Here is a 16,812-nt window from a genome sequence, read left to right on the forward strand (position 1 = left end):
ACAACATTTCCCGGAAAATAATACAAAAATTTCAGATTAATGACAAAATCGGGTCATTTGTCTCAAATTGTTGTAATTTGGTTAATTTACCTTGATATTCTGCTATTAAACTATTACAGTTGTTATAGTAAAACAAGAATAGAAGGGGGATTTGATAGACTAATGGTAAAAAGGTCACCGATATCTTTCGTTATATGGACCTTTCTCATTTTATTGGCATTTATAGCAATTCCGCATACGCTCGCCAGTGCAAATGAAACAGGGCAAGTAATAATGAAAGATGGCAACTTAAATGTAAGATCAGAGCCTTCGACTAATGGTGACATAGTAGGAAAATTACAAAATGGTGACGAGGTCCAGATTATCAAACGGACCGGTGAGTGGTTGAAGATTTCCTCGAAATCCGTCGAGGGCTATGTGCATAGCGACTATATCAAAGTACAGACGACAACAAATAAAACAAGCACAATTGACAAAGATAAGACTACGGACACCACTAAACCTACTAATGCAACAAAAACACCAAATACATCATCCTCCTCGAAAAAAATCTCAGTCTACGTTAATGGCGAACTATTAAATTTACCAATCGAACCACCAATTATAGATGGAAGAGTGTTAGTACCATTTCGAGGCATCGGGGAGACACTAGGGATTACTGTAAAATGGTTAGAAAAAACAAAGCAGGTTGAAGCAATCGACGCTGAAACAAAAGTTGTATTCACAATTAACAAAACAAAAGTAATGGTGAATGATGAAGCACTTGCGATCAATCCGGCACCAACAATTGTAAAAAATTATACGGTTTTACCGTTGCGTTTCTTTGCAGAAAGCTATGGTGCCAACGTTCAATGGAATGAAAAAGAACGAAAAGTCATAATTGAACAAAAAACGGCAACAGAAGAGCGTGAAGAATCTTCCTCCTCAAATTCAAACAAAGAGGAACCAGTGATTGAAGATGTTGTCAGAACAACAACTACAGCAATCATTGATGATGAAGAAGGCGCAGCAGTTTATAAAGAGCCTTCAACAAACAGCAAACAACTAGGCGAACTTGCACAAGGTGATTCAATCAAAATCTATGATAAACCTGAGGCAAAGAATTTAGACACTAGCATGTGGCTTGAAATCGAGTATAAGAACGATCTAGGCTATATCGAAGCAAAATCAATTCGCTCTCAAAAAGAGGTAATCAAAGGGAAAGTTAACGCAACTTCACTAAATATTCGTGAAAGTGCAGATGCTAATTCACCAATACTTGGCGCTTACTCAAAAGGTCAGGAAATCATCGTCTTTAAGATTGAAGGCCAATGGGCTCAAGTGAAATATAACGGACAATGGGGCTATGTCCATGCCAATTATTTAACAATGCAAGTGAATAAGCAGCCGTTCACTGCACTTGCCCAGCCAGAAATAGAAACTTATGACGGCAATAGAGCTTGGCTGAAATGGTCAAAAGTAGGTTCAGTTACAACGTCAAATAAATTGCTTTCTAACGGTGTAGAGATTACAGCAAGTGCATCACAAATCGAAGAATGGACTGGCAACCACCCAGCTATTAATCGGATTGAATATAGCGGCTCAAAAATCCGCATTTATTTTAATCCGGGCTACCATTTCGTCGTCCGCCACTCAACGAACGATGTAAAAGTTACCTTATTAAATAGTGGCTTAGCCGGAAAGCGAATCGTTGTCGATGCAGGACATGGGGACCATGACCCGGGTGCAAAAGGACCAACAGGCCTTCAAGAAAAAGCCGTAAATCTTGCAGTAGCTTTAAAATTAGCAGATTTATTGCGTGGAGCAGGTGCTGAAGTTACTTTAACCCGATCCAATGATACATTTTTATCGTTGGCTGAACGGGTAAAAGTAGCCCATAACAATGATGCTGATGCTTTTGTAAGCGTCCATTCAGATTCATTTAAAGAAACATCACAGGGATCCACAACATTCTATCATTCTGGAAAAAATCCAAGCTGGCAGCAAAGTAAGCAGCTTTCAGATATTGCAATCAAAAAAATAACATCACAGCTTGGAACGGTGAATCGAGGCTCCCAAGATAAAAGCCTACACGTTATTCGTGAAACCGAAATACCGGCAATCTTAGTAGAAATGGCATTTTTGTCGAATCCAAATGAAGAAGCATTGCTAAAATCAGATGAATTCCGTCAAAAAGCAGCACAAGCCATTTATGATTCATTTGTTGAATTTTATAAATAAACTTTGTTAAAAAAGGCATGGAACGGCGTACAGCCAACGTTCCATGCCTTATAATATGTTAATCACGCTATTCCCCATTATCATCAGTCGATCTCTCTGTCTTACCTCTATCATTCGCATCCGTCCCATCAAACTCTAGATGCTGTTTCATCTTTGTTTTAACTTCATCCAAACTCGTGTCATCTAGCAAATAATAATACAGTCGATTTATCCGTGCCGGTTTCCCTTTTAACGTCAGCATTTCAACATCGATATTTTTCCCGGCATAAGCGTAGTCATGGAAGGCAAGCATTTCATCAAATGTCATATTGGTTGTTAAATTATCACCGATACTCTCAATGACATCGCCGTACTTCGTCATCGACCGGATCGACAATCCCTTTTTTATAATAGCCTTCAAAATTTCTTGCTGCCTTTGACCTCTTTCGACATCACCGTCATACTTTCGGGTTCTAGCATAGGCAAGAGCCTGTTCCCCATTTAATTTTTGCAATCCTTTGTTGATTTTGATTTTATTTTTTTCCCGATGACTATTTTGCTCAACAATATCAAAAGGAACATCAATTTCGATTCCACCTAAGGCATCGATAATTTTAATAAAAGCATCGAAATTTAGCCGAACATAATAATCCACTGGAATCGCAAACAGTTTTTCTACTGTGTTTACCGCCATGTCAAGTCCACCATAGGCATGGGCATGGGTGATTTTATCCATACGGCCTCTGCCAACAAGTTCAACTCTTGAATCCCTAGGGATGCTGACCATTTTTACCGATTTTGATTTTTCGTTAAAAGTGGCCAAAATCATCGCATCTGTTCGGGTTGAATCACTAAAAGTATGCTCACCATCGTCGATTCCCAGAAATAAAATCGAAATATTATCAACCCTTGGGTCAACTTTTTCAAGACGCATTTCGGACTTCTCATCAAATTTTCGACTATCTAATTTATGCTGGGAACTTTCAACTACGGTTTTAGCTGTACTCGCCAAATAAGAAGCGTAAGCAGCAGCACCAACAAATACGACTAACAAAGGTATTAAGATGATCATCAAAATTTTCGTTACTTTCCGCCTTTTTTTGAATCGAGCCATTATTTAAACTCCCTAAATACTCTGATTTGGTATTAATTAGTGTGCCCAGAAAACTAAACATCAGTCTCCAAATATTCTGTTTCACCTTCGAAAATTTCAGCTTGCCCATTTGTCAGTTCCGTCATCCAATCAACGAAGCTTTCTTTCATTTCTTCAGCAACATACGTTTCGACTTCAACCATATCAAGATAGTGAATTTCTTTTAAAATAAAAGAAGGATGGGAGCGTAGTTCATTTTCAATTTTTCCAAGCCATGTGTAATCAATTTTTGTATGAATGACCCTCATCAACCGTCTTTCAACAACGCCGATCGCATTCAGACCTTCCGATACTGCTTTTCCGTAAGCACGAATAAGTCCGCCAGCACCAAGTTTTATGCCGCCAAAATAACGGGTCACCACCACTACAGTATCTTTTAAATCACGTTTTTTCAAAACCTCAAGCATCGGCACACCAGCTGTCCCACTTGGTTCGCCGTCATCATTTGCTTTTTGAATTTGATTATGCTCGCCAATTAAATAAGCCGAGCAATTGTGAGTCGCATCCCAATGCTTTTTTTTAATTTCTTGAATGAAGGCTTGTGCCGCCTCCTCCGTCGTTGCCCGGGTGATTTGTGCGACAAATTTCGACTTTTCGATCACAATTTCATGTTCACCAGCGTTTTTTACGGTATAATATTGTAGTAGCATAGTAATGACCCCCTGATTGCATCCGTGTATGTACAAAACCAATTTTTGAATATATTTACATAAAAAACTTCCATTTGGTAATTGAGGGAAAAAATAGGTTGAAGCTCCAACCCAACACTATAATTATAAAACGACATTCGTATTGCTTCAAATTTACTTTCTTTTTTACAAGGCACCCCCAGAAAACGGACTCGTCTTACGAATGTACATGTAATAAAGAACCTTTCAGCTTTTCTGGAGGATAAGAAAATGTTTAAAATTGATGAAAAAGCACTAGATGTAATTTTAGATAAAATGATTGATACAGTTTCTAATAGTAAAAAAGAAATTGTTGAAATAAGCGAACAATCAAGACAGGAATTTGAAATTTTAACGGCCGAATTACTGAAAACTAGGCTAGAAGTTTCCGAAACTATTAATAAAGGCGAACGTTTGGAAGCAAATGTAAAATTGGCACGAAAACGTCTCGCTGATGTGAGTAAAAATTTTACGAATTATACGGAGGAAGAAGTGCGTTCTGCCTACGAGAAAGCACATGGATTGCAAATGGAACTAGCCTATATCCGGCAAAAGGAAAAAACGCTGATTGAGCGCCGCAACGATTTGGAGTTGCGTTTAAAAAGACTGGAGCAAACCGTCAAACGGGCGGAAAATCTTGTTAGTCAAATTAGTGTCATTCTGAATTATTTAAGCAGTGATCTGCAACAGGTCAACGAAGTGTTGAACGATGCAAGGGAAAAGCAAGAATTTGGTTTGCGGATTATTGAAGCCCAAGAAGATGAAAGAAAGCGACTATCAAGAGAAATTCATGACGGACCGGCGCAAATGCTTGCCAACGTAATGATGCGTTCGGAACTAATCGAGCGAGTGTCCCGTGAGCGAGGAATGGATGAGGCACTTAAGGAAATTAAGGATTTAAGGATTATGGTCCGATCAGCATTGTACGAGGTTCGTAAAATCATTTACGATCTGAGACCCATGGCTCTCGATGATTTGGGTTTGATTCCAACGTTAAAAAGGTATCTGAACACAACTGAAGAATATAATAAAATTCCGATTAAATTCGTGAATCTAGGCGAAGAAATGCGGCTTCCACCACGCTTCGAGGTGGCCTTATTCCGACTTGTACAGGAAGCAGTCCAAAACGCAATCAAACATGCTGATGCCAATGAAATTCAAGTAAAGATAGAGCTGCGAAAAAAGTCCGGAAAGCTAATAATCAAGGATAATGGGAAAGGCTTTGACACGACCGATAAAAAAGATGGTTCATTTGGAATCATGGGAATGAAGGAACGAATTGAGCTTTTAAAGGGAGAAATTACGTTTGACTCAGGCCTCGGTAAAGGAACGATGATTACGATCGATGTGCCTTTGATTGTTGAGGATGATTGACCTATATCCATAGCACGGTTAAGTGTAACATATTTGATATAAAATAAATACGAATCTACTATAAACTACGCTTTTTGATCTTGAGGAGGAATGACAAGTGGATGGAACTACGTCAATATTAGTTATTGATGATCATCAATTGTTTCGTGAAGGTGTAAAACGAATTTTGGATTTTGAAAAAGATTTTGAGGTAGTAGCGGAAGGCGATGATGGCGAGGATGCGGTAGCCCTTGTTGAGCAATACCATCCGGATGTTGTTGTAATGGACATCAATATGCCCCATACGAATGGTGTGGAGGCAACAGCGAATTTAGTTGAAAAGTTTCCAGACGTTAAGGTCTTAATTTTATCAATTCATGATGACGAAAGCTATGTAACACATGCACTTAAAACAGGAGCTAGCGGCTATTTGCTAAAGGAAATGGACGCAGATGCCCTTGTTGAAGCAGTCAAAATTGTTGCAGACGGCGGTTCCTACCTGCATCCAAAGGTGACTCATAATCTCGTAAGAGAATATCGTCGCTTAGCTACAGGAGATGTGGGCCAATCTGTCGGAACATTGAAGGACGTTGAATACCGTAAACCATTACATATCTTGACACGCCGCGAATGCGAAGTCCTTCAAATGCTAGCTGACGGAAAAAGCAATCGTAGCATCGGTGAAACCTTATTTATAAGTGAAAAAACAGTAAAAAACCATGTCAGCAACATTTTGCAAAAAATGAATGTAAACGACCGAACCCAAGCAGTAGTCGTGGCTATTAAAAACGGCTGGGTGCAAGTGAGATAAGTGGTAATTCGGGAATGGTACAGTGTTGGCTAGGTAAACTAAGGATTGTACACTTCCCACTCGGTTGAGGTATCAACCTTGAGCCGGCAACTTTTTGTTAATTGAAAGGCCAACTAGTTTGGTTTAAACTAACTTACTAAAGTACGAGCCCTTTGCCATCGGATATTTGCTGGCAAAGGGCTTTTAACTTTATTCAGCAGAAGTCTCCCACCTCCATAAATGGCGAGATGAATGCGAATTAATACTTTAATTCAGTGGGGGTACAGACCCCTGCTGAATAAAGTTAAAGCCTCCGGCGGATGCCACAGATTTTCAAAGGTAGTTTTTCGAGCTAAGATCAAAGACTAAGAACGCCACGTCCTGTGGCAACGTCTTTGTGACCCACATCCTGTGGGCCTAAAAAATCTGGGCGCAAATACGCCAAGGTGCATTTGATTTTGGCGTCTTCAAGAACAGAAAGTACTATTTACCTACTAATTTGGACTAGTATGAATTACCTCTTTTTTGTTTTTATCTAGCAAATGCGTGGAAATATAAACCAGTTACCGGTATTATAGGGATTATAAGAAAAATAAATAAACAAACATTTAAAAGGGAGAGGTGTGGAGGAATTGAAGAAATTCTTATTTTTACTAGTAGCCTTAATGTTGGTGTTAGTGGGCTGTACAACGACTAATCCATCTTTGAAGGATACTTGGCTCAACGCTGTGAATCAAACATCATCTGAATCAAAATTAACATTATCAGCTGATGTGAATATTGATGGCATGAATTTAACTAATGAACAGAAAAAAATAGCAGAATTATTTGAGGCTGGCTTTGTAATTGAGCAAAAGGCGCAGGATGAGCACAATGCCTATGTGAAAATCACGGCTAACAATGACAAACCGCTTCGTGATTTAGGTGTATGGACTGCCAAAGAAAAGGCAACTGCTGAAATATTGGTAAAAGAAAATGTTATGTATTTTAAAACATCTGCTGACCCATTCTTTTTCAAAGTAGATATGGACGAAATGGATGGCCAAGATTTTAACATGCAATCGCAATATGAAATGCAGCAAAAAGTTATGGAGTTTATGAAAGGCGAATTTAAAAATTACATATCGCAATTCAACTATGAAATTCCTAAGCTTCAAGACTTAGGTTTCAAAACAATCCAAACTCCCGAAGGAAAAGAAGAAGTTTTAAAAGTGAAATTTGAGCTTGGTATCAATGAAATTTTAGATTTTATAGTATACACTATGGATAATCTAGCAAACTATGAAAGACTGGATATATTTGTAAAAGAATTTGCTGGCTTCATGCCTGCTGAAGTTCAGCCAACAGAAGCAGAGTTAACTACTGCTGTTACCGAAGCGAAAACTCAATTAGGTCAATTTAAAGCAATGCTTAGTGGAATGAATGAAGAGAGCCTTGAAGCAATGATTGGTAAAGACATTGACTTTAAAATTACAACTGAGTATGGGATTTCAAAAGAAAAATATATTGCATCAGAAGATACTATAATTAACATCGGGATAAAAGATCCAACGACTGGTGAAAACGGAAGTGCAGTTATTAAGGCAACTTCACTTGTTTGGAATGTCAATGGGGATGTAAAATTACCGGAAGTAAAAGATGCCGTAAATGTGACAGAATATGAGAATGATATCAACAAGGTTAGAACACTACCGGATGACACTCCGCTTAAAAAGCTATTATTGCAAAAATTTAATGCGTCATTTACAATTGGCGAGCCGTATGCAATTCTTGGAAGTGACTTTAAAGAATTAGATGCTGTACCTTACATTAAAGATGGCTCTACAATGGTACCGGTAGCGGTAATTGGAGAATGGCTTGATTCAGAAACAAAATGGGACGGTAATACAAATCAGGTTACTCTTAAAGTAAAAGATACAGAAATCAAATTAACACTTGGCAGCAAGGAAGCATACGTGAATGGAAACAAAGTCATTATGCACACAGCTGCTGAATCCGTAAACGGAAGAACCTTTGTACCGGTTGCCTTTATTGCAAAAGAACTAGGAGCAAAGAGCGAATATAATTCAGAAACACAAGAAGTAAAAATTTACTTTGAATAATAATTAAAAGAAAGCTTCATCGGGGCGGTTCGTCTGTTTCATTTTAAAAAGAAACGGACGGGCCGTTTTTGTGTTTGGCTTGAAATGTTATAGGGATGGGGTGGTTTAAGTTGAATTCATATTAGAATTTTTAAAATTCCTTTCAATTGACACTAACGTCAATTTATTCTATATTTTTAATTGACATAAGCGTCAATTAAAAATAGCATCCGACTTTAATATTAGAACCATTGAATCAATCGATTATAGTAGAGGTGAAGACTATGGCGCCGCGATCATCAGAACAAAATGAAAAAATACGTTCAAATCGAATCGAAGAAATATTAAATGCAACGATTGAGGTGTATTTAGAAAAAGGGGTGAGAGCTACTGAAATTGGTGATATTGCTAAAAAGGCTGGTGTCGCAAGAAGTTTAGTCTATTACTACTATAAAGATAAAATGGAGCTTTTTCGCGATCTTTTTACAAAATATATTCAAGCAGCTGAAACATATATTAAAGCAAGTTTAACTTCAGAAGAGGGAACGCTCATCAAACTGAAAAAGTATGTTCGTTTTTATCTTGAAACTACCCAAAAAAATCCACGATTCATGAAGTTTTACCGCCAGATGGAACAGGATATTGGGTATGTTTTTGAAGGTGTATCTGACGATGTGTTAAAAAGCTATACCTTAAATACGAGGCAACCATTAATTCAGTTATTTGAACAAGGAATTCAAGAAGGGACGTTAAAAGAAAGCAATGTTAGATTAATGGTTCATGTATATTGGGGGGCATTAACTTATTCGATTGATATGTTTGCCAACGGAGAATTTACAGAACAGGAAGCTCAACAGCAAATCGACACTGTTATCGATTTGATTTTCAAAGGAATTCAAAACGACAAATAGACAAATGAAGGGGATAAGTGAAAATGAGTACATTTGTTTTTATACATGGAGCATTTTTAGGCGAATGGTGTTGGGAAAAGGTAACCCCGTTATTACAAGAAGCAGGTCATAAAGTAATTACCTTTGATTTACCAAGTCACGGAAATGATCCTACTCCACCGTCAAATGTTTCCTTAAAAGATTATTGTAATGCAGTTTGTCAAAGAATTGATGAAGAGGAAAATAAGGTGATTTTAGTAGGACACAGTTTTGGTGGCATGGTCATCACCCAGGTGACAGAATATCGTTCCCATAAAATTGAAGCACTTGTTTATTTGTCTGCACTCATCCCAATGAATGGGGAAAGCTTAATGATTTTGAGTGAGAAATACAAAATGCCACCTCTGCCAATCACTTTAAGCGAAGATCAAATGCATATTACGTTGAAACCTTCTTCTGCTAGGAGACTATTCTATAATAATTGTTCAGACGAAATTGTAATAGAAATGGAGAAAAAGCTTAGTCCTCAACCGTTACTACCTTATATAACAAAGATCGAAATAACAGATGAAAACTATGGGAAAATTCCCCGCTATTATATTGAAACGCTCAAGGATAATGCTTTATCTTTTAAAACACAACGAGAAATGTATACGAATGTTCCTTGCCAAGCTGTCTTTACAATTGATACAGATCACTCTCCCTTTTTATCAGTACCAGAAGAATTAACAACACACCTAAATAACATATCTGCCATTTCCGGCAACAATTCTTGACTAAGATCGCACGGGTTTGTTGCTGCCTAATTTGTAGACAGTGCTATTTTAAGGCAAATTCATATTGGATTTGTCTTTCCTTTTTCAACCCGTTCAAAAAAAAAACGCATCTATCCATACACACTCATGCTTCAAATATATCTAAAAGGAAAGTTCCATCTTCTTGCTCGTCAACAGTATCCCAACAATCCAAATACATTGGAGCATTACAATTCATACATTGTTTCTCATTCATTAATGTTACCTCCATTTGTACAATTATTTTATCATGAATGGTAATATGTACCTAAAGGATTAAATTACAGAAAGCCCAGAGGGATTACTGTGCTCAAATAATAAAAGAGGAGATAAGTCTATGGAAACCAAAGAATATATTGTTTTTAACAGGAATGGATTGGACAAATCCATTTATAAAAGGAATAGATGGTTTTGATATTTAAAATATGGATAGCTTTGAATTAGTGAACGGATTTGGAGAGATTAAGCAAGGGGATTATAAGTGTCGCATAATTATTGCAAAATATCCACAAGGGAAAAATGAAGCCAAAATGAATAGGGAGATAAGGGATGTGTTTTTATAGGGGCGCATTTTTGGGCTAATGCGTATTAGATTCCCACTAAAATTTCTAGGATTGGAAAAATGTGAAACCATAGAGGGGGGTAATTCCTGAAATCTAAGGAATATCGGGAAAATGGGAATCAAAGAGAGAGTATGATTCCCAAAGTCTAAGGATGAACAGGAATATGGGAATCACAGAAGACCATTTCTTTTATTCTTCAAAAAAATGCGGCCATGCCCAGGGCGGAACCTGCACTCCCTGTCCACAAAAATGAAAAATGCGGCCATGCCCAGGGCGGAACCCGCACTCCTTGTCCGCAAAAATGAAAAATGCGGTCATGTCAAGGGCAGAACCCACTCTCCCTGTCCGCAAAAATGAAAAATGCGGCCACGCCAAGGGCAGACCCCGCACTCTCTGTCCGCAAAACCGAAAAATGCGGCCACGCCAAGGGCAGACCCCGCACTCCCTGTCCGCAATGTTGGAAAGCCAGTTTCGGTCCTCCTGCTATGCCTACTGCAGATTATCCTTCTATTGTTCAGAACAAAGTAAAAAACTTATGTAAAAAAGGAATACAATTTTAATTTAGTGTAAAACCTCCTATGGAACTAATTATGAAATAATACGAATTAAATTTTGTATAGGGAGTGATTAGCAATGGCGGTCGACCGCGAAAAGGTTCATAAAATGATTGAAGAAGTTAGCCAAGAAAATTTAAAGCGGGTTTTTGATTTCATTATGATGCTTCAAAAGGATGAATCTGAAATTCAGGCTGATAATTCACCACTAATTCCTCAAGAGAAAAATGCGATTGAAAAAGCAGAGAAGGATATTCCGAATGGAGATTTAATTAACTCTGTAGGATATATAACGTGAACTCGGTCTATGAATTCATAACAGGAGTCTACTTAATTTCCTTAGCTAGCTACCACACATGCTGTAACATGCAATCCTCTACTAACAACCAACCCCTAATATAAAATCAGAAGGTACTACCTATCAACCACATTAACAACACCAATTCCCCAACTGGAAACAATCCTCCATTAACATCCCGAACTTTTAACCGATATAAAGACTACAAGCATATTGTACGGGAGTGGAGAAATATGCAGATTAACAATCAGTATTCTGCTAATCAATTACAACCAACAGATCGCCCACTTGAACTAAAGCAAGGGGAACTATATAACGCACAAATTAAAGAACGAGTTTCAGACACAGAAGCAGTTATTCAAATTCGTGGAAAAGAAGTAAAAGCGATATTTGAAGGTAAAATGCCGGCAGAGGATCGGGTTACAGTACAAGTTACGGGACAAAAAGACCAGGCTATAGCTGTGAAAACAGTTTCTACAGATGTTCCAAAAACTAGTTCAACTCAGGTACAGCAGGCTCAAATGCCAAGCGATATCAAGCTGCTTCAAAATGTCGGCATTACTGAAAAAGACACTCTTGAACTAAAGCAAAGTGTCCAAGTTTTATTAAATAAAGGTATTCCTGTTACTAAGGAAGCCGTTCAAGAACTGCGGGATTTTTTTGAAAAAGCACAAGGCAGTACTGCGGCTAAGTTAGATACAGTGAAAGCCTTGGCTAATAAAAAGCTAGAGGTAACGCAGTCCCATTTACGTCCCATTCACGAAGCTTTGCACGGTCGTCCATTGAATGAGGTATTAACGGATTTAGCAAAAGAAATCGACCCAGAGTTTGATTTGGCAAAAAACGAGCAAAAAGATGCATTGCGTCGTCAAACACAGCAGAATGTAGAGAATTTGCAAAAACAAACAGTTGAAACTACATCGAAAGAGGTTAAGGCTGAAGGGACTACAGCACCTGCTACTGCTTCTACAACAAAAGCTGAACAAACCGGTACGCAATCCGTTTCAAAGGACAAGGAGTTAGTTGACCTTTTACAAAAAAATCGTGATTTTGTAGAAAAAGCTCCTGAACTAAAACAGGCTATAGAAAAAGTACGTGCTGAAATTGTCAAAAATCCAGCAGTAGATCGGGAGTTAGCCCAAAAGGTTGAAAAGGCAGCGTATGAAGCTGAAAAATTACAGTCCATTGGAAAAGAGCGCCTAGTCCAAGCGTTAAAAGATGCTGAGGAGCAACTAGTAAAGCGTCACCAACAAAGACAGGAAAATTTACGGGTAACTGTGAATCAAAATAAAGGTGCAGAAGGTTCTGCCTTACGTGAGGCAACACCTAGAGAAATTGTAAAAGCGGTAAAAGAAGATGTATCGAAGACGCCTAGTTTGCAACGTTCGATTGAAACAGTCCAAAAACAAATCGTGGACAACCCAAAAATTCCGGAGGCGGTTGTGACCAAAGTAAAGCAGGCTGTGGAAGAAGCGGGAAGATTACAGCAACAAGGGCGTATTACGGCTGGAAAAGAAACATTAGTAAATATTTTGAATTCAGTTGAAGCGGACTTGGAAGCTTTGGAGTCTATGAACAAAAATCAACAGCAGGTTAAACAGGGTGAATCACAGCCTGCAAAAATAAATCCACAACAGGTGGCCAATAGTGAACATGAACCTCGAACAAGTGAAGTAGTAAAACAAGTAAAAGCCGAGGTTCAGCGTGAACCTAATTTGCAACGGATTGTTGAAAAGGTTCGTGATCAGGTGGTTAACAATCCGAAGGTAGATGTTGAAGTAGCGCGAAAAGTTGAAAAGGCAGTAAACGAATCCCGCCAACTTCAACAAATCCGTCGGGAAGGCATGGGTCGCGAACGCCTTACCCAAGCCCTGACACAAGCGGAAAATGAATTAAAACAAATGGAGTCACGCCAACAGCCTCAACAGGCAAGAGTAGAACAACCACAACCGGATGCAAGACCGAAAGGCCAGGCTCAAACAAATGAGGTCCGTACGAATGATGTAAAAGTAGCCCAAGCACAACAACCGACACAGGCAGTACAAAGAATAAATGAACAACCAGCAAGTGAGATCGTAAAACAGGCAAAAGAGGATGTACAACGGGATCCTAATTTACAGCGAGCGATTGAAAAAGTCCGGGAACAGATCGTTAACAATCCAAAGCTAGACGTTGAAGTAGCGCAAAAAGTAAAAAAGGCCGTGAACGAAGCTCGCCAACTACAACAAATCGGTCGAGAACCGATGGGCAGGGAACGCTTAGTCCAAGCATTAACCCAAGCTGAAAATGAATTAAAACAAATGGAGTTACGCCAACAGTCTCAATCTGCAAGAATAGAACAACCACAACCGGATGCAAGACCGAAAGGCGAGGCTCAAACAAACGAAACTCGTACAAATGATGTAAAAGTAGCCCAAGCACAACAACCAACACAGGCAGTACAAAGAATAAATGAACAACCAGCAAGTGAGATCGTAAAACAGGCAAAAGAAGATGTACAACGGGATCCTAATTTACAGCGAGCGATTGAAAAAGCCCGGGAACAGGTCGTTAATAATCCAAAGCTAGACGTTGAAGTAGCGCAAAAAGTAGAAAAGGCCGTGAACGAAGCTCGCCAACTTCAACAAATCGGTCGGGAAGGCATGGGTCGAGAACGCCTTACCCAAGCCCTGACCCAAGCTGAAAATGAATTAAAACAAATGGAGTTACGCCAACAGTCTCAATCTGCAAGAATAGAACAACCACAACCGGATGCAAGACCGAAAGGCGAGGCTCAAACAAACGAAACTCGTACAAATGATGTAAAAGTAGCCCAAGCACAACAATCGACCCAGGCAGTACAAAGAATAAATGAACAACCAGCAAGTGAGATCGTAAAACAGGCAAAAGAAGATGTACAACGGGATCCGAATCTCCAACGTGCAATCGAAAAAGTCCGTGACCAGGTTGTTAACAATCCAAAGATAGACGTTGAAGTCGCAAAAAAAATAGATAAAGCTGTGAACGAAGCCCACCAACTTCAGCAAATAGGTCGGGAAATAATGGGCCGTGAACATCTATCTCGGGCATTAGCTCAGGCTGAAAGTGAATTAAAGCAAACCGAAACGCGCCAACAGCAGCAACAAAACATCAATCAAAATCAATCCGAACAGCGTACAATCGAAACAATAAAGCAAATCAAAGAAGCAGTTCAAAAAGAACCAAACTTTCAGCGTGCCATTGAAGTTGTCCGTGACCTATTAAAAAACAATAAGGATATCGACCCCAAAATTATTAACACGATTGAAAAAATGACAAATCAAGCAAGCCAGTTAGACCAAGCAGGGCGTGAAAGAATTTCTAATATTTTGGACCAAGCCGTAGATCAAATAAAACAATCAAATACGGCAACAGCCGAAAATACGAAAACCCAGAGCCCTGATTTACCAGATGAAAACTCGACCAAAATCAAGACTGACCAACAACAAAGTCAGCAGAAACAAACTGCACAACAGGAAAACAATCAAAAATTGAGTCAAATACTTGCTAACTTACTAAACCAAGAACAAACAACTGAAAATCAAAAACCAAGCCCAAGTGCTCAGTTAAATGAAGCTCTAAAACAAATCCAAAAAGAGTCAAATCTCGATCAGGCATTTGCTCAAATACGCAAAGAACTATTAAGTAACCCCAATTTAGATCTAAATACAATAGAAAAAATCGAAAAGGCAATGGAGCGTTCCACTCAGCTCTTAGAAAAAGGCCGCGAACTAGGCGCGCGACAGCAAATCACAAATGCATTAAATGAAATAGAACAAGAAATTACAAAAACGGAGCCTAAGCAGCTAAACCAACCAACGGACCAACAAAAAGGAATCCAAGACGAACTTATAAAACAATTCGATCAAAACGAAGAATTCCAAACACTGCCGCTTCAAGCGAAAAATATTTTGGTAACAAAAGTAACCCAGAAACTCGCACAGGCAACCCATGATTTCCGTGAGTTAAAACGTGAGATTACTAAAAATTTGGATACTGTGGAACGTTTAATAGATACGTTTAAGAAGAATGCCTATCCGCAAGCAAAGCAAATGCTTGAAACAACGATTGGCAAACTAGATAATGCCATTTTAAAAAGCGATATGATGCTTTTTACCGATATGAAAACTGAGAAGCAATTAATGCAAGCTAGCTCCCAACTAGCAGATGCTAAAAAACTGCTAGCAAAAGGCAACCATACTGAAGCAGCAAAAATCGTTCATGACATAAAAACATTACTAGATAAAATTAACTTCAAACCATCAGAACAAAAGGTGATGCATTTTGTTTCCAAAGAAACTACAAATCTTGAAAAAATACAAAAGCCACCTACCCAACAGTTATTAAATCAATTTGATGAAACGGCACGTTCCTATGTGAGACAAGAACCGTCTGCTCGCCAGATGTTTGAAATGGTCCGTTCATTAGGACTTAACCATGACAGTGATCTAGCAAAATCTTTAGTATTCCAAAAAGGCGGGGAATCACCCTTCCAGCAAGGTCAACAAGACCAGCAAAACCAGCAACAACAGGAAAACTTAAAAGCAGCCCTGATGAAACTAGCCCAAACTGGTGGAGATGAAGCATCTACAAGGATTGCCCAACAAGCTGAACAAGCCCTTAACAACCTTACAGGCCAGCAGCTTCTAAGTAAATCGGATTCAGGCAACAGTTTACAAAGCATGTTTTTCACCTTACCACTCTTACTAGGAGAAAAACCAGAAAATCTTCAGGTATTTGTGCATTCGAAAAAAGAAGGGCAGCAGGTTGATTGGGAAAACTGTAATCTCTATTTTTTAATCGAAACAAAAAGGTTGGGCGATGTTGGAATTATGCTAACATCAACTGATCGAAATCTATCAATCACGATTAAAAATGATAGGCCTGGTTTCAAACAAAAAATGGAGCCTATCGCGGCAATCACAAAAGAAAAATTACAAGAGGTTGGTTATAGCATAAATAGCATTAATTTTACTAGAATGACATCAATCAATAGCCAAGCTACCCAAAACCAACAAAATGACACAAACAAGCAAGAACACCAGTCACAAATGAGACCAGTCTTTACCGAGAAAGGGATGGACTTCAAAATATGATCGTATCAAAATACTACAATCAGAAAAAGCGAAAAGAAATCAACGGTCCTTCCGCTGCAGTTATTAAATACGATGCGGAATCCGGGAACGCCCCCGTCGTCGTTGCTCACGGTAAAGGCCAAGTTGCTAGAGAAATCATAGAACTAGCGAAAAAAAATAATATTCATATGCAAGAAGACTCCAAGCTAGTTGAAAACCTATTAGACATGGACCTGGGGGACAATATTCCCCCACAACTCTATCAGGTTATGGCGGAAATATTGCTGCTGATTGAAGAGATGGAAAAAAACTATTAATAAAACTATTAAACTCTACAAATTTCGAGCCGATAAATAATACAGATAACCAAAACGGA

The 16,812-nt window shown here is 38.7% G+C and carries 11 protein-coding genes; 9 read left to right on the plus strand and 2 right to left on the minus strand.

Features of this window, described 5'->3' with window-relative positions:
- Nucleotides 1-162 precede the first annotated feature (162 nt).
- Nucleotides 163-2,220, plus strand: coding sequence for an N-acetylmuramoyl-L-alanine amidase (locus P9E47_RS00370; protein WP_326162215.1), 2,058 nt, complete (start codon nt 163-165; stop codon nt 2,218-2,220).
- A gap of 67 nt (nt 2,221-2,287) precedes the next feature.
- Here P9E47_RS00370 and P9E47_RS00375 read toward each other — a convergent pair whose 3' ends face one another.
- Both P9E47_RS00375 and P9E47_RS00380 read right to left on the minus strand, forming a co-directional pair.
- Nucleotides 2,288-3,313, minus strand: coding sequence for an LCP family protein (locus tag P9E47_RS00375; RefSeq protein ID WP_003329868.1), 1,026 nt, complete (start codon nt 3,311-3,313; stop codon nt 2,288-2,290).
- Nucleotides 3,314-3,366: 53 nt separating this feature from the next.
- Nucleotides 3,367-4,002, minus strand: coding sequence for a YigZ family protein (locus P9E47_RS00380; RefSeq protein WP_003329867.1), 636 nt, complete (start codon nt 4,000-4,002; stop codon nt 3,367-3,369).
- Nucleotides 4,003-4,251: 249 nt separating this feature from the next.
- Here P9E47_RS00380 and P9E47_RS00385 point away from each other — a divergent pair, with 249 nt between their 5' ends.
- The 8 genes from P9E47_RS00385 to P9E47_RS00420 all read left to right on the plus strand — a co-directional run bounded on the left by P9E47_RS00385 (nt 4,252) and on the right by P9E47_RS00420 (nt 16,753).
- On the plus strand, nt 4,252-5,394 hold the full coding sequence (locus P9E47_RS00385; protein ID WP_326162216.1) for a sensor histidine kinase: 1,143 nt from the start codon (nt 4,252-4,254) through the stop codon (nt 5,392-5,394).
- A gap of 97 nt (nt 5,395-5,491) precedes the next feature.
- On the plus strand, nt 5,492-6,184 hold the full coding sequence (locus P9E47_RS00390) for a response regulator (protein ID WP_003329864.1): 693 nt from the start codon (nt 5,492-5,494) through the stop codon (nt 6,182-6,184).
- 602 nt (nt 6,185-6,786) lie between these two features.
- Complete coding sequence (locus P9E47_RS00395) at nt 6,787-8,265, plus strand: copper amine oxidase N-terminal domain-containing protein (RefSeq protein WP_326162217.1); 1,479 nt, start codon at nt 6,787-6,789, stop codon at nt 8,263-8,265.
- A 263-nt stretch (nt 8,266-8,528) separates the two neighbouring features.
- Nucleotides 8,529-9,155, plus strand: a complete 627-nt coding sequence (locus P9E47_RS00400; protein ID WP_326162219.1) for a TetR/AcrR family transcriptional regulator — start codon at nt 8,529-8,531, stop codon at nt 9,153-9,155.
- Between the two features lie 23 nt (nt 9,156-9,178).
- Complete coding sequence (locus P9E47_RS00405) at nt 9,179-9,910, plus strand: alpha/beta fold hydrolase (protein ID WP_326162220.1); 732 nt, start codon at nt 9,179-9,181, stop codon at nt 9,908-9,910.
- A 1,214-nt stretch (nt 9,911-11,124) separates the two neighbouring features.
- Nucleotides 11,125-11,343 carry a hypothetical protein gene (locus P9E47_RS00410; protein WP_003330683.1) on the plus strand — a complete coding sequence of 73 codons (219 nt, stop codon included), beginning with the start codon at nt 11,125-11,127 and terminating at the stop codon, nt 11,341-11,343.
- Nucleotides 11,344-11,576: 233 nt separating this feature from the next.
- Nucleotides 11,577-16,457, plus strand: a complete 4,881-nt coding sequence (locus tag P9E47_RS00415) for a hypothetical protein (RefSeq protein WP_326162222.1) — start codon at nt 11,577-11,579, stop codon at nt 16,455-16,457.
- Nucleotides 16,454-16,753 carry an EscU/YscU/HrcU family type III secretion system export apparatus switch protein gene (locus P9E47_RS00420; protein ID WP_003330686.1) on the plus strand — a complete coding sequence of 100 codons (300 nt, stop codon included), beginning with the start codon at nt 16,454-16,456 and terminating at the stop codon, nt 16,751-16,753. The genes P9E47_RS00415 and P9E47_RS00420 overlap by 4 nt, the downstream gene beginning before the upstream one ends.
- The last annotated feature ends 59 nt before the right edge of the window (nt 16,754-16,812 follow it).

This window comes from Schinkia azotoformans, from assembly GCF_035811335.1.
Taxonomy (GTDB): domain Bacteria; phylum Bacillota; class Bacilli; order Bacillales; family Bacillaceae_J; genus Schinkia; species Schinkia azotoformans.